The organism is Mesorhizobium sp. GW821-FHT04C10 (assembly GCF_059420305.1).
The window spans coordinates 5940564-5966199 of the sequence record NZ_JBWKTL010000001.1 but is presented as its reverse complement, the minus strand read 5'-3'; the positions used below and the strand labels follow the sequence as shown (position 1 = coordinate 5966199).

General features: G+C 63.7%; 21 protein-coding genes. 9 read left to right on the top strand and 12 right to left on the bottom strand.

From position 1 onward, the window contains the following. The first annotated feature begins 2 nt into the window (after positions 1–2). From AC07UC_RS28975 to AC07UC_RS28950, 6 genes are all read left to right on the top strand, one after another. Complete coding sequence (locus AC07UC_RS28975) at positions 3–1028, top strand: zinc-dependent alcohol dehydrogenase (RefSeq protein WP_494909005.1); 1026 nt, start codon at positions 3–5, stop codon at positions 1026–1028. Positions 1029–1059: 31 nt separating this feature from the next. Continuing rightward, positions 1060–1791: a histidine utilization transcriptional repressor HutC gene (hutC, locus tag AC07UC_RS28970; protein ID WP_140769493.1), complete on the top strand. Its 732-nt coding sequence runs from the start codon at positions 1060–1062 to the stop codon at positions 1789–1791. A 107-nt stretch (positions 1792–1898) separates the two neighbouring features. Continuing rightward, positions 1899–3197, top strand: a complete 1299-nt coding sequence (locus AC07UC_RS28965; protein ID WP_494909004.1) for a hypothetical protein — start codon at positions 1899–1901, stop codon at positions 3195–3197. Positions 3198–3411: 214 nt separating this feature from the next. Continuing rightward, positions 3412–4419, top strand: a complete 1008-nt coding sequence (locus AC07UC_RS28960) for an ABC transporter substrate-binding protein (protein ID WP_202327526.1) — start codon at positions 3412–3414, stop codon at positions 4417–4419. 28 nt (positions 4420–4447) lie between these two features. Next, positions 4448–5311, top strand: coding sequence for an ABC transporter permease (locus AC07UC_RS28955; RefSeq protein ID WP_140769491.1), 864 nt, complete (start codon positions 4448–4450; stop codon positions 5309–5311). 10 nt (positions 5312–5321) lie between these two features. Further along, complete coding sequence (locus AC07UC_RS28950; protein WP_140769489.1) at positions 5322–6104, top strand: ABC transporter ATP-binding protein; 783 nt, start codon at positions 5322–5324, stop codon at positions 6102–6104. A gap of 71 nt (positions 6105–6175) precedes the next feature. Here AC07UC_RS28950 and AC07UC_RS28945 read toward each other — a convergent pair whose 3' ends face one another. Then, entirely contained in the window at positions 6176–6520 is a 345-nt protein-coding gene (locus AC07UC_RS28945) for a hypothetical protein (protein WP_494908232.1), read from the bottom strand. Positions 6521–6693: 173 nt separating this feature from the next. Beyond that, complete coding sequence (locus AC07UC_RS28940; RefSeq protein WP_140769485.1) at positions 6694–7014, bottom strand: hypothetical protein; 321 nt, start codon at positions 7012–7014, stop codon at positions 6694–6696. A 320-nt stretch (positions 7015–7334) separates the two neighbouring features. Between AC07UC_RS28940 and AC07UC_RS28935 the strand changes: the two genes are divergently transcribed. Then, complete coding sequence (locus tag AC07UC_RS28935; protein WP_494908231.1) at positions 7335–8780, top strand: DHA2 family efflux MFS transporter permease subunit; 1446 nt, start codon at positions 7335–7337, stop codon at positions 8778–8780. 38 nt (positions 8781–8818) lie between these two features. Here AC07UC_RS28935 and AC07UC_RS28930 read toward each other — a convergent pair whose 3' ends face one another. Together AC07UC_RS28930 and AC07UC_RS28925 are read right to left on the bottom strand one after the other, a co-directional pair. Then, entirely contained in the window at positions 8819–10711 is a 1893-nt protein-coding gene (locus tag AC07UC_RS28930) for an ABC transporter ATP-binding protein (RefSeq protein WP_494908230.1), read from the bottom strand. Then, positions 10711–12567, bottom strand: a complete 1857-nt coding sequence (locus AC07UC_RS28925) for an ABC transporter ATP-binding protein (RefSeq protein WP_494908229.1) — start codon at positions 12565–12567, stop codon at positions 10711–10713. Before AC07UC_RS28925 ends, AC07UC_RS28930 begins: the two co-directional genes overlap by 1 nt. Positions 12568–12832: 265 nt before the next feature. Between AC07UC_RS28925 and AC07UC_RS28920 the strand changes: the two genes are divergently transcribed. Further along, positions 12833–14272 (top strand): NAD(P)-dependent oxidoreductase, encoded by a 1440-nt coding sequence (locus AC07UC_RS28920; protein ID WP_494908228.1) that lies wholly within the window; start codon positions 12833–12835, stop codon positions 14270–14272. Between the two features lie 43 nt (positions 14273–14315). Here the strand turns inward: AC07UC_RS28920 and AC07UC_RS28915 are convergent, their stop codons facing one another. From AC07UC_RS28915 to AC07UC_RS28905, 3 genes are read right to left on the bottom strand one after another with little or no spacing between them, the layout of a single operon-like run. Next, a complete protein-coding gene (locus AC07UC_RS28915) occupies positions 14316–15572 on the bottom strand; it encodes a RhtX/FptX family siderophore transporter (RefSeq protein WP_494908227.1) in 1257 nt (418 codons plus the stop codon). Continuing rightward, positions 15569–15949 (bottom strand): hypothetical protein, encoded by a 381-nt coding sequence (locus AC07UC_RS28910; RefSeq protein WP_202323582.1) that lies wholly within the window; start codon positions 15947–15949, stop codon positions 15569–15571. Before AC07UC_RS28910 ends, AC07UC_RS28915 begins: the two co-directional genes overlap by 4 nt. A 1-nt stretch (position 15950) precedes the next feature. Then, positions 15951–18155, bottom strand: a complete 2205-nt coding sequence (locus tag AC07UC_RS28905; RefSeq protein WP_494908226.1) for a TonB-dependent receptor — start codon at positions 18153–18155, stop codon at positions 15951–15953. 231 nt (positions 18156–18386) lie between these two features. Here AC07UC_RS28905 and AC07UC_RS28900 point away from each other — a divergent pair, with 231 nt between their 5' ends. Continuing rightward, positions 18387–19313, top strand: a complete 927-nt coding sequence (locus tag AC07UC_RS28900; protein WP_494908225.1) for a helix-turn-helix transcriptional regulator — start codon at positions 18387–18389, stop codon at positions 19311–19313. 12 nt (positions 19314–19325) lie between these two features. Here AC07UC_RS28900 and AC07UC_RS28895 read toward each other — a convergent pair whose 3' ends face one another. The 5 genes from AC07UC_RS28895 to AC07UC_RS28875 all read right to left on the bottom strand — a co-directional run bounded on the left by AC07UC_RS28895 (position 19326) and on the right by AC07UC_RS28875 (position 25619). Then, positions 19326–20822, bottom strand: a complete 1497-nt coding sequence (locus AC07UC_RS28895) for an HAL/PAL/TAL family ammonia-lyase (RefSeq protein WP_494908224.1) — start codon at positions 20820–20822, stop codon at positions 19326–19328. A gap of 150 nt (positions 20823–20972) precedes the next feature. Beyond that, positions 20973–22079 (bottom strand): alcohol dehydrogenase family protein, encoded by a 1107-nt coding sequence (locus AC07UC_RS28890; protein WP_494908223.1) that lies wholly within the window; start codon positions 22077–22079, stop codon positions 20973–20975. Between the two features lie 9 nt (positions 22080–22088). After that, entirely contained in the window at positions 22089–23468 is a 1380-nt protein-coding gene (locus AC07UC_RS28885) for an aspartate aminotransferase family protein (protein WP_202323577.1), read from the bottom strand. Positions 23469–23503: 35 nt separating this feature from the next. Then, on the bottom strand, positions 23504–24997 hold the full coding sequence (locus tag AC07UC_RS28880) for an NAD-dependent succinate-semialdehyde dehydrogenase (protein WP_494908222.1): 1494 nt from the start codon (positions 24995–24997) through the stop codon (positions 23504–23506). A 130-nt stretch (positions 24998–25127) separates the two neighbouring features. Beyond that, entirely contained in the window at positions 25128–25619 is a 492-nt protein-coding gene (locus AC07UC_RS28875) for an Lrp/AsnC family transcriptional regulator (RefSeq protein WP_494908221.1), read from the bottom strand. Between the last annotated feature and the right edge of the window lie 17 nt (positions 25620–25636).

Here is a 25636-nt window from a genome sequence, read left to right as displayed (position 1 = left end):
TGATGAAGGCGGCACGGCTTTATGGACCGGGCGATCTGCGGGTGGAGGAGATCGCCGCACCGGGCATTCCGGATGCGGGCTGGGTGAAGCTCAGCATCGATGCCGCCGGCATTTGCGGGTCGGACCTGCACAATTTCCGCACCGGCCAATGGATAAGCCGCTCGCCTTCGACGGCCGGCCATGAACTGACCGGCACGGTGATCGCCTTGGGCGAGGGCGTCGACACCGTCGCCGTCGGCGACAGGGTGGTCGCCGATTCCCGTTTCTGGTGCGGAGACTGCGCGCAGTGCCGTGCCGGCCGGCGCCATCTCTGTGCTTCTCTGGGTTTCGTCGGCGAAGTCTGCGACGGTGGCTTCGCCGAACAGACGGTGCTGCCCGCACGCCTGCTGCATGTTGTCGATGCCGCGCTTGACGAGCGGGTCGCGGCAATGGCCGAGCCGCTCGCGGTGGCGCTGCACGCGGTGCGGCGCCTGCCGAAGACGGCAGGCTCCGTGCTTGTCGTCGGCTGCGGGCCGATCGGTGGTCTCGCCGCGCTGCTGCTGTCCCGGACTTTCCCTGGCGCCGTGCTTGTCGCCGACCGCAACCAGGCGCGCTGCGCCCGCGTGGCGAAGGTGACCGGCGCCAGGATTGTCGACCTCGACCGCGATGCCATTGCGGCAGCTACCGGCAATGCGCCGCTGCTGGCAGCTGTCGAGGCGACCGGCAGCGTCGCCGCTTTCACCCAGTTGCTCGGCGTTCTCGATTCCGGCAGCGCTGTGGCGATGGTCGGCATTTTCCATGGCCGTCTCGACATCGACCCCAATCTCCTGGTCGAACGCGAGATCGCGTTGCTGGGATGTCATGCCTTTGCCGACGAGCTACCCGACGCCGTGCGGATGCTGGGCGAATTGAGCGACCCGCTGCTCGCCCTGATCGATCGCGAGATCGGTCTCGACGACATTCCGGCCGCCTATGAGCGCCTGTTGGCGGGGCAGAGCGACGGCTTGAAAACAATCATCCGCATGCGGCAACCTGTTGAGCCGGCGTGATTTCCGATAAATTGCCGGAAAGGATTTTGAAATGATCGATTTGCCCGATACGGCGAGCCCCCTTTACGAGAAGGTGAAGGACTACATCCTGGCCAACATCGGAACGGGCCGGTGGGGCAAGGATCGCAAGCTGCCGTCAGAGAACGAGCTGGTGGTTTCGCTTGGTGTCTCGCGCATGACGGTTCACCGCGCGTTGCGGGAACTGACCGCGGCGGGGTTCCTGATCCGGCTGCAAGGTGTGGGCACCTTCATCGCGCCGCCCCGGCCGCAATCGACGCTGATCGAGATCAACAACATCGCGGCCGAAATCGTCGAGCGCGGCAACCGGCATCGCTCCGAAGTCCTCGTGCTCGAAACCATCATGCCGACCAAGGAGCTCGCTTTGTCCTTCGAGTTTCCAAAGCGGGTTTCGATCTATCACTCGGTCGTCGTCAATTTCGAGAACGATTTGCCGGTGCAACTGGAAGAGCGCTTCGTCAATCCGAGCCTGATCCCCGACTACGACAAGCAGGATTTTTCGAAGACCGCGACCTACGACTACCTCATGCAGAAAACTCCGGTGACCGAGGTCGAGCATATCATCTCCGCCATCCCCGCCGACGCCGAGACGGCGCGGCATCTGAACATCGATGTCGGCAGCTGCTGTCTGTTCCTGCATCGCAGGACATGGACGGGCGCCGTCGTGGCCACGATCAGCAAGCTGACTTATGCCGGCAGCCGCTATTCGCTCGGCAGCCGGTATTCCCCCTCCAGGACCAACTGACGTCGAAAGCGGATGCAGATCACGAAGCCTTCGGCACAGATGTATTTACATGTATTGATAAGAGCCGTTTCCTGCCTTGCGGGCGGAATGGCTGGAAGGGACGACCGATGACGCAGAGTCGCACGGCGCGGATCCGCGCTCTCGCTCAGCACGATGTCGCCGAGGCGCAGCGCGCGCTGATGGCTTTGCTGGCCGATCTGTTCGGGATGAGCCCCAGCAATGTCCGCATCAATGTCGACAAATACAGCCTCAATTCGTTGAACGGCTTCTTCGACAGCGAAGGCCAGGCCTACTTCTTCAAGTTCCATCAGGAAGAACGCGAAGAGGGCATGACCGGTGAGTACTACCGGGCCGAGATCCTGTCGCGTGCCGGCCTGCCGGTCGATCAGCCCGTCCATATGTCCGCCCAGCCAGGCGAGCAGATCCTTGTCTATCGCCGCCGCACGGATCCGAGATTTTCGGATGTGCTGTTCGCGCTGGATACCGAGGATGATGCTGGCAAGCGGCGCGAGGCGGTTCTTGCCGAGCGCGACCTGTCCGCCAGGCTGCTTGCTGTCTATCTCGAGACGCTGCATCCGGTGACGGTCGCGCAGGTCGCGGCGGAGCCTATCCACCGGCTGTTTCATGAGCGGCTGATCGACGCCGATACACGCTCGTCGCCGGGCGGCCGGCTGGCCGATTTCTATATCGGCAAGCCGTTTGTCTTCCCGGGCCAGGAGCTGGACTGGGATCAGTTCTCCCGGCTGAAATTCGTCATCAACGACCGGCCTTACACCAGCAGCATCGGTGAGCTTTTCGACGCCGCGGCCGCGCGACTGCGGCCAGAGCGGCTTGCCGATGCCGGCGGCGTGGTCGCCCATGGCGATGCCCACAACGCCAATGTCTGGTACACCGGGAAAGCGGGGAGGGCGGAACTGTCTTTCTTCGATCCTGCCTTCGCCGGTTCGCACATCCCCACGCTGCTGGCCGAGGTGAAAGCTACGTTCCACAACATCTTCGCTCACCCGTTCTGGCTCTACGATCCGGCCATCGCGACCGAGGTTTTTCGCGCGCGGGCGCGGCTGGAAGGAAACCTCTTCCACGTCGAAACGGACTGGGATCTGAGCCCGGTCCGCCGCGACCTGCTGGAGGTCAAGGCAACCGCTTTGTGGCGGCCCTTGCTGCTCGAGCTCAAGCGGCGCGGCATGCTGCCGGCCGATTGGCGCGCGGTTCTGCGCGCAGGGCTTTTCCTGTCGCCGACCCTGGTCATGAACCTGCGGGCCGGCGCGCGCAGCCACACGCCGGTCTCTTCCCTGATTGCCTTTTCGGTCGCGGTCATGGTTGGCAGCGAGCCCGATGCCGGGGCCGACCGGGTCACCGACTTCCTCGACCGGATCGATCCTGAAAGGGCTGGCGAACGCGCCTGATCACAGGGCAAAAAAGAGTCACGCCAACTTGTATATGCATGTATGTATTTTAGCCTTGACATCCGCTGCCGCTGACGCTGAAATATCCTTGCACTTCACCACGAAGTGGTGGGCAAGACGCCGGGGCACAGTGCCGCGAGAGCAGAAACCCACAGTCTCACCAGACCGGATGCCTGGGTATAAGAGCGGTCTGATCATCAAGGGGAACTAGATGATGCGTAACCTAGCAGGACAATTTCGCGCGCTCATGATGGCCGCCGCCATCGGGCTCGTCGCCGCCCCAGTGGCCCACGCGGCCGATGCGGCCATTCCCACGACGCCCGAGGCCGGGTCGTTCAAGATCGGCATCGAGCCCTGGCTTGGCTATGGCCAGTGGCACGTCGCTGACGCCAAGGGCCTGTTCAAGGCAAACGGCCTGTCGGACGTCCAGATCGTCAATTTCGCCGAGGACAAGGACATCAATGCCGCCTTGGCCAGCGGCCAGCTTGACGCGGCCAACATCGCCACCCACACGGCGATGGGCATGGTCGCCGCCGGCCTGCCGGTGAAGATCGTGCTGCTGCTCGATGTCTCCATGACGGCCGACGCCATCATCGCAGGCAAGGACGTCACCTCCATCGCCGACCTCAAGGGCAAGCAGGTTGCTTTCGAGGAAGGCACGACGAGTGATATCCTGCTCAAATACGCACTCGCGAAAAACGGCATGTCGGTCGCCGATATCCAGCCGGTTCCAATGCCGGCCGCCGATGCCGGCGGCGCCTTGATCGCCGGCCGCGTGCCGGTCTCCGTTACTTACGAGCCGTACCTCACTGTCGCCATGGCGCAGAACAAGGACGTCAAGCTGTTGTTCACCGCCGGCGAGGATCCCGGCCTGATCAGCGACGTGCTGGTGGTGCGCGATGAGGTGATCAAGTCGCGGCCCGGTCAGGTGCTGGCCATGATCAAGAGCTGGGACGCCGCGCTCAAGGACTATAATTCAGACACACCCGGCGGCCGCGCCATCATCGCCAAGGCAGTCGGTTCCGACGTCAAGGACTTGAACACCGCCTTCGACGGCGTGCGCTATTACTCGCTCGCCGAAAACAAGACCGCGCTGACCGGCGATTTCACCACCAAGACATTCGCCGATGTCGAAGCGGCCGCCAAGAACGCCAAGCTGCTGCAGGCGGATGTGACGCCTGAGCAGATGATCGACCCGTCCTTCGTCAAGGCGGCGGAATGACAAAGGCCGGATCGCGGTGGTAACGCAAATGTCCGGAGAGCCCCCCGCGAAAACCGGCCTGACCCGTCCCGCAGCGAGACCGGTCGCGAAACAAGCCAGGCGCCGCCGATCCTCCGGGATCGGCGTGCCCATCCCCCGGTCGCGTTTCCTGATGATCGCGGTGGCCGTCTTTGTCGGGCTCGGCCTTGCCTGGTGGGCGGCGACCGGGCTGGAGTGGGTAAAACCCATCTTTCTGCCGTCGCCCGGCAGCGTCGCGACCCAGATCGCCAAGCTCGCCACGGACGGCACGCTGTGGATAGATCTCACGGCTTCGGCGTATCGCATCTCCATCGGCTTCCTCATTGCCTCTGCGCTGTCGATCCCGATCGGCGTGCTGATCGGCAGCTTCCGCTCCTGGGAGGCTGGTATCGAGCCGCTGGTGGATTTCATCCGCTACATGCCGGTCGTCGCTTTCGTGCCGCTCTCCATCCTGTGGGCCGGTACCGGCGATACGCAGAAATTCCTGATCATCTTCATCGGCACCTTCTTCCAGCAGGTGCTGATGATCATGGATAATGTGAAACGGGTTCCCGCCGATTTCATCGGCCTTGGCCGCACGCTCGGCCTGCCGGACCGCAAGATCCTGACGCGCATTGTTGTACCCAGCGCCTTGCCGGGCATCTGGGATACGCTGCGCATCAGCCTGGGCTGGGCATGGACCTGGCTGGTGCTGGCCGAACTCGTCGCGGCGACGTCTGGCCTCGGCTATCGCATTACCGTGTCGCAGCGCTATTTCCAGACCAACACCATCATCGGCTACATCCTGCTTCTCGGCGTACTCGGTCTCATCACCGACCAGGTCATGAAGGCCCTGGAAAAGGTTCTGTTCCGGCAGGATGGCCATTCGCAATGAGGAACCGCCGATGACTGTTCCCAAATTGCGCATCGCCGGTCTCGACAAGAGCTTCGGCACGGGAGAGCGGCGCACGGAGGTGCTGCGCGACATCAACCTCGATCTTGCCGACAATGAGTTCGTCTCCCTTGTCGGAACGTCGGGCTGCGGCAAGAGCACGCTGCTGTCGATCGTCGCCGGACTGCAGGACTTCGACGCCGGCGATCTCAGCATCGATGGCGCGCCCATTCTGCAGCCTGGTCTCGACCGTGGCGTCGTCTTCCAGTCCTACACGCTGCTTCCCTGGCTGACGGCGCGGCAGAACATCGAGTTCGCCCTCAAGGCCGCCGGGTACGATCGCACGGCCTGCCGTGAGATCGCGCTCGAGCATCTCGACCTCGTCAAGCTGTCGCAGAGTGCCGACCGCTTTCCGTCCGAACTGTCGGGCGGCATGAAGCAGCGCGTCGCCATTGCGCGCGCGCTGTCCTATCGCCCCAAGATGCTCTTGATGGACGAGCCGTTCGGCGCGCTTGACGCCTTGACCCGGCACCAGATGCAGGAACTGTTGACCCAGATCTGGGAAGAACACAGGCTGACCGTGCTCTTCGTCACGCATGACGTGGAGGAGGCGGTCTACCTGTCGGACCGCATTGTCGTCATGGGCATCGGCCCGGGACGCATCATGCAGACCTTCAACGTCGACATCGAGCGCCCACGCCGCGAAGAGGTGATGGAAACCCCGGCCTTCATGGATTTGCAGCGAGGCGTCCATAAGGCGATCCGTGAGGCATCAAGACGCCCCGAAATCGCCTAGCATCCGGACCGCCAACGTCGCTGATCCCAATGGTCCCATGGCACCCGCGCGCGGGTGCCATGGCTCATAGATCAGAGGATTCCGAACGGGCCATAATAATAGGGGCGGTATGGGGCACACAGCCCGAGCGCCAGCTGGACGGGTCCGCAATAGTAGTCATCATAGTACCCGCCGTAATAGCCGCCTCGCCAGCCGCCGCCGGCCCAATGGCGACCGTGTCCATATCCGCGGTGAAAGGCGTATCTATGCCCGCCACCGAAATGGCCGCCACCAAAGTGACCGCCTCGGAAATGGCCCATGGCATGGCCACCGCCATTGTGCCTGACGAACGCGGCGTCGGCCGTGGTGGCAAATGAGGTCGTGCCTGCTGCCAATGCCAGCACGACCGAGCTTGCGAAAACGAATTGTCTTTTCATGAGCGTCACTCCTATTTGTTTGCGACACTGCGCATGGGAGGAAAACGGCCTCCTCGCTGCACACGTTCCTTCACGAAAGCGGGACGGAACGTGACCCGGCGCGTTGCGCAACGAGGCGTCCCGGGACATCCGGGTCGTCTGTCTTGCCCGGGCCGGTGTGGTGCGGTCAGCGATCAGGGGCCGTGGGGACCGCACAGGTCCAGCGTCCACGCGATCGTTCCGCAGAAGTCGCCAGCGTAGCCATGGTAGCTGCCGTAACCGTTGTAGTAGTTGTCCATCCAGCCATTGCCGGTGGCCGAATTGTCGCCGGTCCAACCGCCGCCGACCCAGCCGCCGTGACCTCCATGCCCGCCATTCGAATGGCCGCCATGGGCAGCGGTGAGGTGGACATAATGATGCTTGACGACGGCGGCATCGGCGACGGTTGCAAACGGGATAGCGCTGGTGGCCAGGGTCAGCAGGATGGAGCTGATGAATACGAGTTGTCTTTTCATGGGAATGTCTCCTTTCCGTTCCAGAGATATGGGAAGGAAAGGCGTCTCCCGCCGGACACGTTCCTTCACGAAACCGGGACGGGGGCTCGCCGAATTGCGCGGCGTCTTTGGGTGACGTCGCCGGTCAAGCCGGTGCCCAGCCCGCTCACGGCGCCGGTCAAGATTTGTTGACTTCCGGCAGGGTGGAAAGGACTACCCCCAACCTATTTGTCAGACCATAAGACGGCCAATGCTGGCAGGCTGCGGCCGCCTGGCACGTGAGGCGATCTTGCCTTTGAACCGGGATGCGCCACTTTGGCTACAACCTACAAGCAGCCTGCATGACGGAATTGGCCGGAGCATTGGAACAGCCTCAATTTGCCACCGAGCGCGATCCGAGGCTGAGGCTGATCATCCCGATCATCGTCGCCATCGCCTTTCTGATGGAGCAGCTCGACTCCACCATCATCACCACCGCGATCCCGGCCATCGCGCAAAGCCTCGACACGACGCCGGTCCGGCTCAACCTTGCGATCACCACCTACATTCTGACGCTCGCCGTGTTCATTCCCGTCAGTGGCTGGTTCGCCGACAGATTCGGCGCGCGAAAAGTGTTCGCGCTGGCGCTGTTCACCTTCACCCTTGGCTCGGCTCTGTGCGGCATGGCCAACAGTTTCGGCATGCTGCTGGCCATGCGCGCGCTGCAGGGGTTGGGCGGCGCCATGATGACGCCGGTCGGGCGGCTCATCCTGCTGCGCAGCTTTCCGCGCAGCGGGCTGATCACCGCCATGACCTACATGACCTTGCCGGCCATCATGGGGCCGGTCATCGGGCCGCTGCTCGGCGGCCTGCTGACCACCTACGCCTCGTGGCGCTGGATATTCTACGTCAACGTGCCGTTCGGCTGCGTTGGCATCCTGGCGGCGCTGCGTTTCGTCGACGATTTCCACGAGGAAGCGGTGCAGCGCTTCGACTTCGCCGGGTTCCTGATGGTGGGATGCGGCGTGGCGCTGCTGCAATTCGGACTGGAAAGCATCGGCCGGCCGATCGTTCCCGTTTCAGCCACAGTGCTGGTCCTGGCCGCTTCCATCCTGCTGCTGCTGGCTTTCGGGCGGTATGCGCGCCGCGTCGTGGCTCCGGCCGTCGACCTGACGCTGTTTCGATTTCGCTCCTTCTGGGTCGGCACTCTTGCCGGCGGCTTGTGCCGCGTAGGTCTCAACGGCGTGCCGTTCCTCATGCCGCTGATGTTGCAGGTCGGCTTCGGCATGAGCCCGGTCACCTCGGGCTCGCTGACATTCGTCGGTAGCTTCGGTGCCTTGCTGATGCGGCCGCTGCTGTCGCCGCTGCTGCGGCGCTTCGGCTTCGGCGTCGTGCTGATCGGCAGCGCCGTCGTCGGGTCCGCCACCGTGGCTGGTTTCGCCCTGATGAATGCCGATACGCCGCATTGGATGATCGGCGTTTACGTCTTTCTGTTCGGCATCGTCCGCTCGGCGCAGTTCATGACCTCCAACACGCTGTCCTATGCCGACTTGCCCGCGGACAAGCTCAGCCGCGCCACCAGCCTCGGCGGCGTGCTGCAGCAGCTCAGCGTTTCGCTTGGCGTCTCGATCGCAGCCATGCTGCTGGGCCTGATCGCGGGGGAGGCCCACGTGCTCACGCCGGAACGTTTCCACCAGGTGTTCCTGCTGACCGCGATCATCCCGCTGCTCTCGATCCCGGGCTTCCTCTACCTGCGCGCCGAGGACGGCGTGCAGGTCAGCGGCCACGTCAGGCGACCCCGCAAATAAATCTCTCGGGGAAGGGCAGGGCGATCAGTTCGAACCGCTCAGGTCGCTTTGCCGACCGCCGCGTCCATTCCCATCTCTTCCTCGGAAACGTCGTCGAACGAAGCGTAGTTCATGTTGTAGAGGCGGGCGTAAAGGCCCTTCCTCTGCATCAACTGCTCATGGTTGCCGCTTTCGACGATCTCGCCATTCTGCAACACGATGATGCGGTCGGCGCCGCGTATGGTGGCCAGCCGATGGGCGATCACCAGTCCGGTGCGGCCCTCCAGAAGCTTTATCAGCGCCTTCTGGATCAGCATCTCGGTGTAGGAATCGATGCTGGCGGTGGCCTCGTCGAGCACCAGGATCTTGGCATCGGCCACCAGCGCGCGCGCAAAACTGATCAGCTGGCGCTGGCCGAGCGAGAGATTGCCGCCGCGCTGTTCGAGCTCGGTGTCGTAGCCATCGGGCAAGTGCTCGATGAAGTCGTGCGCACCGACCGCCTGTGCGGCGCGCACCACCTCTTCGCGGCTGGCTGATGTCTTGTGGTAGCGGATGTTTTCCAGCACCGTGCCGGAGAACAGGAACGGCTCCTGCAGCACCATGGCCACTTGGTCGCCGAGCGAATCCTGTGTCAGGTCGCGCACATCATGGCCGCCGACCAGAACCTCGCCCGACCAGACATCGTAGAAGCGGTGCATAAGCGCCATCGAGCTCGATTTGCCCGATCCGGTCGGGCCGACAAGGGCCACGGTCTCGCCCGGATTGACGCGGAAGGAGATGTTCTTCAGCACCGGCTGGTTCTGCCGGTAGCCGAAGGTGACGTTCTTGAATTCGACCGAGCCGTCCATGTCGCGCGACAGCGCCACCGCGTTTTCCTTGTCGCTGACATCCACCGGCACATCGAGCACTTCGGAGATGCGCTGGCCCGAAGCCATGGCGCGCTGCATGACGCTGTACTGCATGGTCAGCGAGCGGATCGGGTCGAAGAAACGCTGGATATAGAACAGGAACGCCACCATGACGCCGACATCGAGGCTGTGTGACAGCACCATCGAACCGCCGACCACGATGACCGTCGCCATGGCGATGCCGGTAAGCGTGTCGACGATCGGCACCATCACCTGCGCGTATTTCGCAGACCGCAGATGCGCATTGAGATTGGCCAGCACCTTCTCGTCGTACAGGTCGAAGTTGACATGCTGGCGCTCGAGGCTCTGCACGGTACGCACGCCGTGGATCCCTTCGGCCAGAGCGCCATTGGCGATGGAGTTGGTCTCGTGCGCGGCCATGAAGGCGACCTTGGCGCGCGGCAGCCAGAACAGGCGCACGATGAACAGCATCGGCATGGTCGACAGCGTCAGCAGCCCGAGCCGAAAATCGAGCCAGAGCAGGACGGTGACGATGCCGAACAAAAGCACGATGTCGCCCACCGACATGACCGACGTTTCGAGGAATTCCTGCATCGAATTGACGTCGCCTTGCAGGCGCGACATCAGCCTGCCGACCTCGGTCTTGTCCATGAAGCTGAGCGAGACGCGCTGGAGATGGCTGAACATGGCGCGGCGCAGATCGGACAGCACGTTCTCGGCCACTTTGCCGACGACGCTCTCCTGCACATGGCTGGCGGCGTAGTTGACGAGGATGATCACGGTGAAGGAGGCGATCGCGGAGATCATCACCGAGCGGTCGAGCTTGCCCGGAGTCATGCCATGGTCGATGGCGTAGCGGATGACCAGCGGGATCGCCAGCTGGGTCAGCGTGAACACCAGCACCGCGGCGACCGAGATGAAGATCCGGCCCCGATACGGCCTGACGAAACTCCAGATGCGCCTGATGATGCGGGGGTCATAGGCCTTGCCGAAAACCTCTTCCTCGTCGCGATGCGAGCCGACGACCGCCTTTGTCGGCCGTCCGCTTTTGTCATCCTTCTCGTCGTCGTCCTGCGTCGGCATCACGCGGCTCCCTCGAGCCGGTCTTCGTCCGGCCGCAGCTGAAGGTCGTAGAGCGCGCGATAGCGCCCGCCGAGCGCCAGCAATTCCTCATGCGTGCCGCGCTCGACGATGCGGCCGCCCTCCACGAACAGGATCTGGTCGGCATGCATCAGCGAGCTCAGCCGGTGCGAGATGATCAGCGTCACACGATCCTTGGCGAAGCGCTTCATCGCCGCGCGGATGCGCTGCTCGGTGCCGGCATCGATGGCCGCGGTGGAATCGTCGAAAACCAGCACCGATGGCCGCAGCATCAGGCTGCGCGCGATGGTCAGGCGCTGGCGCTGGCCGCCGGAAAGCGACGCGCCGCGCTCGCCGACGACCGTGGTGTAGCCGGCTGGAAGCCCGATAATGTAGTTGTGCAACTGGGCATACTCGGCGGCCTGTCCAATGCGGGTCTCCCGCGCCCATGGATTGCCGTAGGCGATGTTGTTCTCGATCGAGGTGGTGAACAGGAACGCGTCCTGCTGAACCACGCCGACCACCTTGCGCAGCGACTGCAGCGTGACCTTGCTGATGTCCTGGCCGTCGATGGTGATCGCGCCCGAGGTCACGTCGTAGAAGCGCGGGATCAGATGCGCGATGGTCGACTTGCCGCTGCCGGGTGGACCGACAATGCCGACCGTCTCGCCGGACTTGGCCTCGAAAGAGATGCCGGACAGGGTCGGGCGGCCGCCCGCGCCCTCATACCGGAAGCCGACATTGTCGAAACGCAGCACGCCGTCGGTGATGACCAGTTCCCTGGCATCGGGCGCGTCCTTGATGTCGAGCTCGGTGTCGAGCAGTTCGAACAGCCGCGTGCCGCAGGTCGAGGCGCGCGCGAACGAATTGACCATCAGGCCGAGCTGGCGCACCGGCATCTGCAGGATGGTCATGAAGGTGAGGAACTGGGCCAGCGTGCCGACGCTGATCTGGCCCGCGATCACCTTCTGGCCGCCGAACCACAGAACCAGCCCCATCGCCACCAGGAAGGAAAAGTTCATGGCGCTGGTGTTGGAGACGCGGATGTCGACGCGTTCATTGGCCAGTTCGAGCGCGTCCTGCTTGGCGCGGTCGAATTTTGCGAGCTCATGGCGCTGCGCCGCGAAGGCGCGAACGACGCGGATGCCGCCGAGATTCTCATCCATCACCCGGCTCAACACCGACAGCCGTTCCTGCAGGGTCAGCCAGGTGCTGCGCAGCTTGAGCTGAGTGACCGAGGAGCGCCAGGCAACGAACGGCACGAAGCTGAGGCTCAACAGCCCGAGCACGAGATCGGTGCTGATCAGGAGGTAGGCGCCAACGCCGATCAGCACGCCGAGCAGCACCACGCGCAGGATGCCGGTGGAAAAGAACATGCGCACGCCGTCGAGATCGAGCAGCCCGAGCGTGATGAGATCGCCGGTATGGACCCGGTCGTGGAAGGAGAAGCTCAGGCGCTGGATCTTTTCGTAGAAAGCGAGCCGCAGTTCATAGCCGGTCTGGTGGCCGACCGCCTCGCCATAATAGTTCTGCGCCATGGTGAAGAGGCCACGCAGGATGCTGACGACGAGCAGCGTCAGCGCCGTGTTCCAGAGCGCCTGCTCGGCCGCGGCTCCGGCACCAGCGGCCATCACGCCCTGAGCCTGGTCGATGGCGCGTCCGAGCAAGCGCGGAATGAAAAGCTGCAGCGTCGCGGCGATGAAGGTCGAGCCGAGGGTGATGGCGACTTGCCAGGGATGGCGCAGCGTCATGCGCACGATCCGCAGCAAGGTGCTGAGGCCCTTGCCCCAGGAGGCTTCCGCCACATGGGCAAACGATTTGCCGCGCTTCGCCACGCCGCTGGCTGCATCCGTACTCAAAGGAAAATATCCAGTCCAATCCGGACATTAGCCCGGATGAATAAAGCAGACTCAGTTCTGATGGCGCGATGTTACGCGTGTCGGACTTGACCCTTCAAGGGGCCAATGGCGGCATCGCACTGTGCCTGAAAAGGCGATCGTGTCGCAACTTGCCGCCGGTTTGCCGCCAGCGATCGATCCGAGACCTTTCCGGGCCGATAGGTTCTGGCTATTCAGGATACCCTGCTGCCGAAGCAGGGCTTGCCGCATTCGCATGGGGAACGACGTGACCACAAACACCAGCACACAGGCCGCGGAGCTGATCGATCCGCAAACCGTCTACGCGGTTCTGATCTGCGATCTGGTCGGCCTGCGCCTCGGACCCGACGGCAAGCCTGATCCGAGCGAGGCGCGCGCCCATATCGAGGCCAAGGGCGGCCGCTTCCACCTGTCCGCGCTTGGCGACAAAGCCGATCTCGAACAGGGCCGGGTGCATTTCTTCTACCAGCCGGACCTCAGCACCCGGGAAGAGTTGATCGAAGCCGCGGGCGACGGACACTATGACGCCGTCATCGCGGCGGCGACCTTTCTGCCCGCCGAGACCGTTTTTCCGCTGGCCGGCGTGCGCATCGGCGCCGGCACCGGCAATATGGGCTCTCGCTCCTGGGGCGGCGGCAGCGGCGAGGGCGGCACCGCGGTGCTGATGAACACGCCCGGCATCAACAGCCGCGCCACCGCGCAGATGGTGATGAAGGCCATCCTGAAAGTGCTGCCGGATCTCCCGGTCGACTTGCTGCACGACCGGGTGGCGCGCGGCGCCTTCGATACCGGCAGGGAGTTGCGCGATTTTCCGACCGAGAAGCTCGAAGGCAAGACAATCGCGATCATCGGCTATGGCAATATCGGCCGCGAGGTGGCCAAGCTCGCCCGCGCCTTCGGCATGCGCGTGGTGATCCATGCACGGCCACGGCATCGCGACTGGATCGAAGCCGAGGGTTTCACCTATGCGGCGGACCTCGTCGATGCGGCGGAAGGCGCCGATGTGCTGAGTGTCCATGTCGGCCTGGGCAAGCAGGACGCGCAGACTGGCCGCTACGCCAATGCCGGGCTCATCGGTTCGGGTGTCCTGTTACGCATGAACAGGGGCGCGGTGCTGGTCAATTACGACCGCGGTGAGCTTGTCGACGTTGCGGCGCTTGGCGACGCGCTGGATGCGGGGCAGGTGCGCCACGCCGCCATCGATGCCGATCTCTTCAGCGATGTATCGACCGGGCGTCTCTCCGGCCCGATGCTGCCCTATCTCGACCTTGTCGAGAGGCATGGCACCAGGCTTGAACTCCTGCCGCATGCCGCGGCCGACACGGACCATCCCTCGCGCGTCGCTGGTGCCAAGCAGGCCGTCGACCAGATTTTCGATGTCATCTGCCGCAAATCGGTGACCAATGCGAAAGGCACAGTGCCGCCGGACTATCTTTCCCTTGGCGCGACGACGCCGCCCGGCATCGGACCGGTGACGGCTGATCATCTCCTGAAACTGACCGCCGGCGAATGCTCCGAACTGGCTGATGTCTGTGACCGGCAAAGCCGCTTGTGGAAGGCTCTATCGGACGCGCCGCCCGCCGAGCGAGGCGCGATTGTCGGTGAACAAGGCGAAGAACTTGTCCGGCTGATCGACCGCTTCTGCCTCCTGGCCGACAAGCTCAATCTCAGGGGTCCTTACCAATAGTTTCGGCCTGCCGTGCCCCACCCAGGCGCGTCATTTCAGGACGCTATCCTGCTCCAGGCAGTTTTCTCGCGAGCCTCGAGAGAAGATGCACCGTCAGCACTGTGGCCAGACCGGAAACAAGTGTGGCGATGAAGAAGAGCGCGGAATAGCCGATGCGGTCGGCGATTGCCCCGGCCATCATCGAGCCAACCAGATAGATGATGATTTGGGCACAGGATAGAATGGTGAAGTCGGTCCCCGGCTGGTCCTTTGACGACACCGCCATGAACAGGCTGTAGAGCGCGACGATCTCCATGTAGCGGATCAAGGTCTGAAATCCAGCCGCTCCCAGCAATGCCCATATGCCTGTCACCTGGCCGGCCGCGTGGAGGGCAAACAACAGGAAACAGACCGTGCGCAGCGTGCCGAGCAAAAGCAACGTCCCGCCCGCACCCGAGCGTCGAACCAGCATGGCCGCGATGAAGGAACCGGCAATGCCGGCCGTTGCCGCCGAGATGCCGCTCAGATATCCGATCGCCGACAACGGCAAACCGGCGTCGACCAGATAGGACCCTTCCATAGATTTCACCACCCCCTCGCTCGCGCGGTAGGTCAAGGCGATCATCAGAACCGTCACGGCCTCCGGCCGCTTCAGGAAGCTGGAAAGCGATGGTCTTGCACGCGTCTCCACAGTTCTTGTGATCGTGTCCTCCGGCATGAAGGCGATCGCGATCAACGGCAATGCCGAGATCGCCGCGATCGTCAGCACCATGGCTTGCCAGCCGACCCAGCCGTAGAGAAGCAGCGAAACCGTGCCGCCGACGATGACGCTGAGCGCAACCGCTCCGCCCTGGATCGCATTGCCCATGGCACGATCCTCTTGCTCCAGGGCAAGCGTGGCATAGCCGTCGGTGGCGATGTCCTGCGTCGATGTCAGCACCGCAATCGCGAACCCTATGACGAATATGGCTTTCAGATCGGTCGGTTCCACCAGGGCAAGTGCCGCGATCGCGATCACCGTGCCGATCTGCGTGGGAAGGATCCAGCCACGGCGATGCCCGATCGCCATCGGCCTGATACGGTCGACCAGCGGCGCCCAGAGGAATTTGATCGTCAGCGGGATCATCAGTATGGCAAGCATGCCGATGGCGGTTCGCGACACCCCAAGTTCGCGCATGATCGGCGGCACGGCGGCGACCAGGAGATACCCCGGAATGCCTTGCGCGAGATACAGACCAGCCAGGACGGCAAAGAGCCGCAGGCGGCCCGAACCCCGCTGGCCGGCCGTTGTACCAATGGCTTGCGGCGCGAGCTCGGTCATGGTCTTGCGGCCCTGCCGAGATGCCTGGCGGCGAATTGATGCGCTTCGTCGCGGTTGCTGGTGACATGGACCGGAATGGCCCAGAGCCGTTCGAAGGATTGGCGTGATCGTGGGTTGGGATTCTCGCGCACCAACGCCAGCGCCCGGCACGAACTGGAAATGCGTTGTCGTGTCGCCTTTGCCCATGCCGCCTGACGAATTTCACCCTCGCGGGACAGATGCGTGTTGCCCGCAATGTCGACCACGATGGCATAAGGCCCTTCGAGATGGCCGATGCGGTCGAGCGCGGAGAGATAGTCGGCCTCATCGGTTTGCGCGTGCGGCGGGTAGAGCCGCAGATCGACGATACCGTCATCATGCATCTCGAAGTGGACCATCTCAGAAGGTGACCTTGTAGCCGAGCGAGATCGTCCGGCCGAAACCGTTGACGACGTTGTTGCGCGTGGCGCTTGCTGTCGGGTTCATGTAGTCGGTGTCGAACAGGTTCTCGATGCCGACGCTGAGGTCGCCCTCGCCGACCTTGTAGCTCGCAAGGACGTTTACCAGCGCCGCTCCCTTGATCTCGGGCACCGTCGTGATCTTGTCCCGGCCGGTGAAGAACTGGACTTCGCCGCGCAGGTTGAGGCCGTTGTCGAAGACATAGGTTCCGTAGACGGTGCCGTGCACCGGCGTGGCTATCCTGTTGTTCGGCAGCCAGTCGTCGATCTTGCCATCACCATCCTTGTCGTAGCGGCCTTCGGTGTAACCAAGGATGCCGCCGACAGTGAGGTTGCCGGTGAGGTTCCACCACGCGGTGGCTTCGACGCCCCAGATTTCCTCCTTCTGCTGCGAGACGCGGTTGGAGGCGATGTCGTAGTTGACGCCCTGGTCGGAGGTGGAAAGAAAAGCCGACAGCGAGCCGCCATGGTCGGCCTCGCCGCCGCGAACGCCGATCTCGTAATTGTTGACGATCTGCGGGCTGGGCGCGATATCGGCGTAGCTGACCGTATAGTCCGGCGCACCGGCGCCGGGGCACGCCAGCGCTCCATAGGCGTCGCACAGCTCGGCACTGCTGTTGGCGCCGGCCCGGCGCGTGAAGCTGCCGATGTCGGTCAGCGAGAACCCTTGCGAGAAGCCGCCATAAAGCTGGACATCGGGCGTCAGGTCGAACGTGCCGCCGATGTTGAATGTCAGATTGTCGTAGTCGAACGAACCGCCGATGACGTCGATCGCCGGATAGGGCCGGTTGATGTAGAAGATGGCCGGGCGATTGAAGTCCTCAATGTCGAGGAAGTAGCGCTCGTAGCGCAACCCTCCCTGCAGGCGAAGCCGGTCCGTCACCGGAACCTGCAGCTGGGCAAAGCCGGCGACCGAATTCTGCTTCATCGGGCTGATGACGTCCCAGCCGTTCTCGAGCTGCTGGAAGGTGTTGTCATGAACGAAGTCCAGCCCCCAGGTCAGCGTCGCGCCTTGCAGCAGCACGTCGAGAGGGGTCTCGACCGTCGCCGTGACGCCAGCGCGTTTGCTGAAGAGCGTGGTCTGGGCAAAACTCGCCTGCGGGTTGAGCGGGTTGCCTGAATAATAGACCTGGTTGTTGACGAAGCGGTCGAAGCGCGTGAAGGGAAAGCGCTTCTCCATGTCGTTGTAGAAAGACTTCACTTCGAGCGAACCCAGCGCGAAGGCCGTGTCGGTATAGCGCGCGGTGAAATACTTCGAATTCTCCATCACGGATTCGCCCGTATAGGGCGCCGTGTAGTCTGGCACCGCCGGCGTGGCCTGGAAATTGGAGAACCAGTCCGGATTCTGCTCCATGCGGACCAGTTCGCCGGAGACCTCGAAGCGGCGAGACCCATCCTCATATCCCAGCCTTGCATAAAGGTTGCCGAAGTCGGTGCGGTCGCCGCCGCCCTGGCCGAGCATGGCATCGGATGGCAGTTCGCGGCCGTCGCCATCATAGGTCCGCCGCGTCCGCTGACCGCTTGCCGAGACCAGGTAATCGAACTTGCCGATCTTCTGCGTGGCCGAGAGCGAGATTTCGGGCGCGGCGGATTTGCCGGGATTGGAAGTGAAGGCCTTCACCTTCGTCTCCACCGTCACGGTCGGCTTTTCGGTCGCGTCTCGCCTGGTGATGAAATTGATGGTGCCGCCGGTGGCGCCCGAGCCGTAGAGGCTGCTCGCCCCGTTGACCACCTCGATGCGCTCGACTTTGCCGAGGTCGATCAGCGCAAGCGTGCGCGAAACGTCGCGCAGCGGCGTGTTGCGCGCAACGCCGTCGACCAACACGAGCACGCCACGGCCCCGAAAGCTTTCGGAAGCTCCCGAAATTGTCTGGTTGGCGATCGAAAATCCAGGTACCAGCCTGGAAATCAGCGTTGCAGGGTCGCTCGTCTGCTTCAGCTGTTGCGCAAGCTCGGCACCTTCGATGACTTGAATTGAGCCGGGGATGCTGGAGATCGGCTGCTCCGTTCGGCCCGCCGTCACCACCACCGTCTCGAGCAGCGTCGCGGGCGTCTGTTCCGTCCCGTCCTCAGCGCTAGCCGGAAGCGTGGTGGAAACAAGTGGAAGCAGTGCGAGGCAAGTCCCCGCGAGCAGCCTGTCAAACATAGTGGCACCCCCAAATTGGCCATCCGGGCGCCGTCAAGGCGCGAGCCATAAAGCACTGGCTCCGTTGTCCCGGATCGAATAAACATGTCTCAATTACTCATGTTATCGATCGAGGCGGCGGCACGCTTGGGGTAAAGCGAAGCCGGCACTGCTGAAAACGAACTCGGACAAGCCGATTTGGAAATGTTGCAGTTATATCACAGGCCTATCAATGCCGGCGGGATCAGCCCGGTGAACTTCGACATGTCGGGTCATGACGATGCCGAAGCCAGGCGGTCATGCGCCGCTCAGCTCCGCGAGATCATCGGCGAGGTTGCGCTGGAGGCAGGCCGGGGTGTCCTTCCGGGGATGCGCGGCATCAGATGCGGTCTCGACAATCTGAGCGTCATGACATGCTTCTTCCCGTCCTCGCCATTGCGACTGTCGGGCAAGGGAACGTCCGGTTCGGACAGGGTTCTGATGTTGCGAAGCATGGAAGGTCCCCTCGTCGTCGAGCAGGGCGGGCTGAGGACGGAAGCCGCGCTAGGCGATTTTCTTTTCGTATCCGGCGAGACGCCATTTAGCTGGTATCTGCCGGAAGGAGGGCGGCTGGACTGCGGCAGCCTGCCGGGCAGCGCGTTCAGGATTTCTAACGAAACCCTGTCGAAGCTGATGCTGCGACCGATCCCCAGGACGTTCCCGCCGCTGCAGCTTCTGATCACCTACGGCGCCTATCTGCTGATGCGTGGACCGCATTCGGCTGGCGAGGCTGAGATGGCGAACGCCCATTTCAACGAAATACTGCCACTGGTCGTTGCCTATCTGGAAGCTCCATCGGAGCAGGACCGGGATCGGCTGTCGCCTGTGAAGCGCTACGTCGACGACCATCTGCGCGATGGTGGTCTCAACATTTCCATCGTGGCTGGAGTTCTCGGTGTCACGCCGAGATATGTCCAGCAGCTGTTTCAGCGTGAGGGGACGACCTTTTCGAAGTATCTTCTCGAACGGCGGCTCGCCGAGGCGCGCAAACTGCTGTCGCGGGGCTCGGGCGCGCGTTCGATCGGCGCCACCGCCTACGAAGTCGGCTTCGGAGATATTTCCTACTTCAACCGCACTTTCCGGAAGCGCTATGGCGTGGCGCCATCCGCCGTTAGGGAGCAAAGCGCGGCAGACGAGTGAGGTCCGCCTTGCTCAGTATCTTGGTCCCGCCACCATCCGCGCCACCCGCGTCATGTCGGCGCTCATCTCGCGGTCGTCGTCGAGCGGGCTGACGAGCGCGCGCACAGCGGCGAAGGTGCGCTGCGGCCCTTCGCCCAGGCTGTCGACGACGCCGCGCAACTCCACGCCCGTCGCCGCGAAGATCAGTTCCATCGCCACGAGATAGCGCATGCGCTCGATGATCTCGGCCGTCTTGGCCACCACACGCGGCGCCATCGACGACTGGTCCTCGATGCCGTCCGAAACCGCCAGCGGGCTCAGCGACATCGGGTTGGCCAGATGCCGGATTTCGGCTTCGAGCGCTGACAATGGTTTCTGCAACTCCGCATAGCCCTGGCGGCTGCCGCCCCTGGCCGACAGGAAGCGCGGCAGGTCCGCTATAACAGGTGACATCAGCTTCATGCAGCGATTGGCGGTGCCGACGGCGCAATGCGCAAGTGCTTGGCCAAGTTGCTCCCAGGCGAGCGTCATTGCAGTGAGGTCGAAATTGCCGTTGGAAACCACCCGCTCGTCCTCCGGCAGGATGACGGGGTTGTCGCCCGAATGGGTCAGTTCGATCTCCGTTGCCAGCCTTGCCTGTTCGAACGCATTGAGCAGGCCGCCCCAGACCTGTGGCACGCAGCGATAGCTGAGCGGATCCTGGAGGCGCCGCGCCGCCTTGTCCTGCCACAGGCCGCTACCCACAAGCTCCTTGCGCAGCCGCGCGCCGATCTCGCGCTGGCCGAAGGCCGGCCGCGCGGCAAGGGCATCCGCGTCGATCGCGGTGAGGGAGGAGCGAAACGCCTCATAGTTGAGCGCCACTGCAGCCAGCGCCCAGTCGATGAGATGGGCGACGTCTTCGAGGCACAGGCACGCCGTCCCGGTCGACAGGCTGTTGGCGACGATGATGGCGTGGCCGTCCTTTTCGCGCAGGTCGAGCGGCTCGAGCCCGGCGAGAGCCAATGCCTCGGCGGAGGGCATGATCCTGCCCTGGAACTCCGCCTCGCCATCGCCGCGCAGCGATCTTGCCATATGGCCGAGATGGGCAAGGTCGGCCGCGCCGATCGATCCCCAGGTGGGGATCACCGGATGGACGCCGGCGTTGAGCGCGGCGACAAGACCCATGACCACGCGTTCGGAGGTGCCGGTGCCGCCGGCGGCCATGCCCGAAATGCGCGCGATCATCAGCGCCCGCACCGCTTCGGTCGGCAGGGCGGGGCCGATGCCCATGCTGTGGCTGAGCGGCACGCTGTGCTGGAAGGCGATCAGGTCGGCCTGCGCGAGCGGCGTGTCGACACATGCGCCGAGGCCTGTCGTGACGCCGTACATCGGCTTGCCAAGCCCGGTGAGATGCTCGATGAGGGCGCGGCTCGCCCGGATGCGGTTCAGTGCCGCTTCACCCAGCACGAGCCGGGCGTTGCGCCGTGCGATCTCGGCGACGTCAGCCACGCCGAGCGGCTTGGCGTCGAGCAGTATCATTCGGCCTGTCATGTCTCGCCTGTATCCTGTGACCTGATGCCCGGACCAGCGGCGCGGTGGGCGTCACTGTTTGTGGCGGCTTGCCGATCTGACTGCAAGCCATTCCGATTGGGACAGAGTCTGGAAGCCAAGCTAACAAGCGAAGGCCCAGGACTTTTGTTGCTACGACGCCGGCCGCTCCGCGACAGCGTCTGGCACAACCACGAGCTTGCCGACGAAATCCTTGGCGATGAAATCCGCCTGCGCGTGGTGGAAATCGGAGAGCCTGTAGACGCCGCCGACCAGCGGCCGGATTTTTTTCGCCTCGATGTATCCGACGATGCGGCGGAAATCGGCGCGCGTGCCCTGGCTGGAGCCGTGCAACTGCAGCTGCTTGAGATACATGGTCCTGAGATCAAGCTGCACGACCGGACCGGCGATCGCACCGGCGGTGGTGTAACGGCCTTCGGGCCTGAGAATACGCAACAGATCATTGAAGATCGCGCCGCCGACGAGATCGGCCACCACGTCGATCGGCTGGCCGCCGGTCGCCTCAGTCACGGCTTGCGGCAGGTCGGCGACGCCACGGGTGATGACCGCCTCGGCGCCGATGTCGAGCACCGCCTGCTCCTTGCCCTTGCCGACGACGGCATAGGGAATAGCGCCGCGCGCCCGTGCCAGCTGTACGATTCCCGAGCCGACGCCGCCGGAGGCGCCGGTGACCAGCACCCGCTCGCCGGCCTTCAGGCCAGCGCGTTCCAGCATCTGTTCGCCGGTGAGGTAGGCGCAGCAGAAGGTGGCGAGTTCGACATCGCTCATCTCCGTGTCGACGATATGCGCGTTCTGCGCCGGCACTGTTTGATACTCGGCGTAACCGCCGTCGCGGCCGTGGCCCATATAGTCTATGTCGGCCAGTGAATCGTCGTCGCGATTGTAGATCGAGAAATCGACCATAACCCGCTCGCCGATACGGTCCGGCGAAACGTCGGCGCCGACGGCAACGATGGCACCGACCGTGTCGGTGCCCTGGATGCGCGGGAAAACAAGCGTGTTGCCCTGCCGCCGCCAGGTCGACACGGCGGAAGCGTCTTCCTCCGTGCCATAGGCGCCTTGGCGCACCCAGACATCGGTGTTGTTCATGCCGCAAGCCGTGACCTTGACCAGCACTTCGCCAGGCGCGGGTGCCGGCACTTTCACATCAGTGCGGTAGACGAGCTTTTCCGGTCCGCCGTGCCCGGTGAGCAGCACGGCGGCCATGGTGGCGGGGAGTTTTTTTGTCATGGCATTCATGGGTCGATTTTAGAGATTGGCAAACACGCTTTTCACCGCATCGGCGGTCTTGGCCACCACGATGTCGGCTTCTTCGCGCGTCAGGCACAGCGGCGGCGCGAAGCCGAGTATGTCGCCCTGCGGCATGGCGCGGCCGATGACGCCGCTGGCGGCAAGCGCTGTCGCCACTTGCGGACCGATCTTTTGCGAAGCATCGAAGAACACCCGGTCGTCCTTGTCGGCGACGAACTCGACCGCCGCCAGCATGCCGTCGCCGCGCACGTCGCCGACGTGTCTGTGGCCGCCAACGGCCTTTGCCAGTTCGGCCCGGAAATAGGCGCCGGTCTCGCGGGCATTTGTCACCAGATCCATCTCGTCGATCAGTTCGAGATTGGCTACACCCGCGGCAACGCAGATCGGATGCGCCGAATAGGTCCAGCCATGGCCGAGCGAGCCGAGCTTGTCGGAACCTTCGACCAGCACCTGCCACACCTTGTCGGCGACAATGACGCCCGAAAGTGGCGCATAGGCCGAGGTCAGCCCCTTGGCGATGGTGATCAGATCCGGCTTGATGCCGTAGTGATCGGAGCCGAACATGGTGCCCAGCCGGCCGAAACCCGTCACCACCTCGTCGGCGACCAGCAGCACGTCATACTTCTTCAGCACGGCCTGGATCTTCTCCCAGTAGCCGGCCGGCGGCGGCACGATGCCGCCCGTGCCGAGGATCGGCTCGCCGATGAAGGCGGCAACCGTTTCGGGCCCTTCGGCCAGGATCATCTCCTCGAGCTTGTCGGCACAATGCTGCGAGAACTGCTCCTCGCTCATCGAGCGGTCGGCGCGGCGGAAATAGTAAGGCGCTTCGGTGTGCAGCACTGGCGCGCGCGGCAGGTCGAAGGCGTTGTGGAACAGGTCGAGCCCGGTCAGCGAACCGGTCATCACGCCCGAGCCGTGATAGCCGCGCCAGCGCGAGATGATCTTCTTCTTCTCCGGTCGGCCCAGCACATTGTTGTAGTACCAGATCAGCTTGATGTTGGTTTCGTTGGCGTCCGAGCCGGAGAGGCCGAAATAGACCCTCGACATGCCCTTCGGCGCGCGGTCGATGATCATCTTGGCAAGCGTGATCGAGGCCTCGGTGCCGTGGCCGACATACGCATGATAATAGGCAAGGTTCTTCGCTTGGGTTGCGATCGCATCGGCGATCTTCTGGCGGCCGTAGCCGACATTGACGCAATAGAGGCCGGCAAAGGCATCGATGCTCTTCTTGCCATTGTTGTCCCACACGGTGACGCCTTCACCGCCGGCCATGATGCGGGTCGGGCTCTCACCCCGCGCATGCGTGCCCATATGCGTCGAGGGATGGAAGAAGTGGTCGCGATCCCAGGCATTGAGTTCGTTGGACTGATCGAGCATTTTCTTGACTCCTTGAAAGACAAACCGGGCGCGGCTTACGCCACATCCAGGCAGAGATATTTGAGATCGGTGAAAGCCTCCAGCCCATGGCGCGAACCTTCGCGGCCGATGCCGGATTGCTTGACGCCGCCAAACGGGATCGGCGCGCCGGTGATCTTGACGCGATTGACGGCAACCATGCCATAGTCGAGCGCGCGGCCCATGCGCTGCTGGCGCGCGCCGTTCTCTGTCACGACATAGGCGACCAGGCCGTATTCGGTGGCGTTGGCCCGTCCGATGACCTCATCCTCGCTGTCGAAGGGCGTGACCGCCGCGACCGGCCCGAAGGTCTCTTCGTGCATGATCAACGCCTCATCGGTGACATCGGCCAGCAGTGTCGGCTGGTAGAACAATGGCCCGGCCTGATGCCGCTTGCCGCCAGTGAGACAGCGCGCGCCATGGGCAAGCGCATCGGCGACCTGATCCTCGACCTTTGTGACGGCGCGCTCATGCATCAGCGGTCCGATGTCGGTTTTATCGACAAGGCCGTTACCGGTCCGCAGCGCCTCGATGCGCCTCGCAAAGGCGGCGCAGAAGCGCTCGTAGAGCGGACGCTGGACATAGATCCGGTTGGCGGCAAGGCAATCCTGACCCGATGTGGCGAATTTGGCGTCGATGGCGATGCTCACGGCCTTGTCCAGATCGGCATCGGCAAAGACGATCAGCGGTGCATGGCCGCCGAGTTCCATCACCAGCCGCTTCATCGTCGGCGCACTCTGTGCCGCGATCAGCCTGCCGATCTCGGTCGAGCCGGTAAAGCTCATGGCGCGGATTCGCGGATCCTCGCACATCCGCCCGACGATGGTCACGGCCTTGCCGGTGACGATGTTGAAGACGCCGGCCGGCAGGCCGGCGCGCTCGCCAAGTTCGGCCAGCGCCAGCGCCGACAGCGGCGTTTCCGAGGACGGGTGCGCGACGATGGTGCAGCCGGCGGCAAGGGCGGCGGCCGCCTTGCGGGTCAACATGGCCGACGGAAAATTCCACGGCGTGACGACACCGGCGACGCCAAGCGGTTCGCGCCGCACCATCATTTCCGCGTTCGGCAGATGGCTGGTGACGCTCTCGGCGTTGAGGCGCTTGGCTTCCTCCGCGTACCATTCGACGAAGGAGGCGGCGTAGTCGATTTCGCCGAGCGACTCCTGCAGCGGCTTGCCCTGTTCCAGCGTCATCAGCAGGGCGAGGTCCTCCTTGGCGCCGATGATCAGCTCGAACCATTTTCGCAGGATTCTTGACCGCTCCTGCGGCAGCAGCGACCGCCAGGCAGGAAAAGCGCGCGCGGCGGCATCGATCGCTTTTGTCGTTTGCCGCGCATCCAGCGCGGCAACGAAGGCAACGGTGGTGCCGGTCGCCGGATCGGTGACCTCAAAACTTTCGGCGGCCTCGCTCGCCGTCCAATGGCCGTCGACATAGGCCAACTCGCGCAGCAACCGGCGGTCGGCGAGGCGGTCGAGCGCTTCGTGGCGATGCGAGCGGGCGAAATGCGCGGACATGGTCGAGGCCTCCCGGTTCGGACTGATGCGGGAAGACTATCCGTCATGCGCGGACAGAGAGGCTGTTTGGGCGCCCTGAAGCAGAGAGATTCTCTCTATTGCGCCGTCTCGGCAGACGATCTCTCCGGCACTACGGCGCCGACGGCAGCAATTCGGCGATGGGCAGCGCGATCTCTTCCTTCACCGTCTTGGTCACGATGTAGGTGAAGTAGCGGTCGATCCCGATCTCGCGCTCGAGCAAGCCGTCGACCAGCCGCTGGTAGGCGTCGATGTCGCGCGCCATCACCTTCAGCAGATAATCGACGCCGCCGCCCACCGACCAGCAGGCGACAATCTCGGGGATGTCTCGGATGACGCGCTCGAAGCGGTCGAAATCAGCCTGGCGGTGGCTGGCCAGCGTCACCTCCATCAGTACGGTGGCGACCGGCGCCACGACGCGCATGGCGATCCGGGCGTGATAGCCCGAAACGATGCCGGCCTTTTCCAGCTTGCGCAGCCGCATCCAGCACGGCGTCGGCGACAGTCCCACCTGCTCGGCCAGCGCCAGCTTGGTGATGCGCCCGTCGCGCTGGATGGCGTCGAGGATTTTGAGGTCGATAGCGTCGAGTTTCGCAGCAGTCATCAGAGTCCACTTTTTCG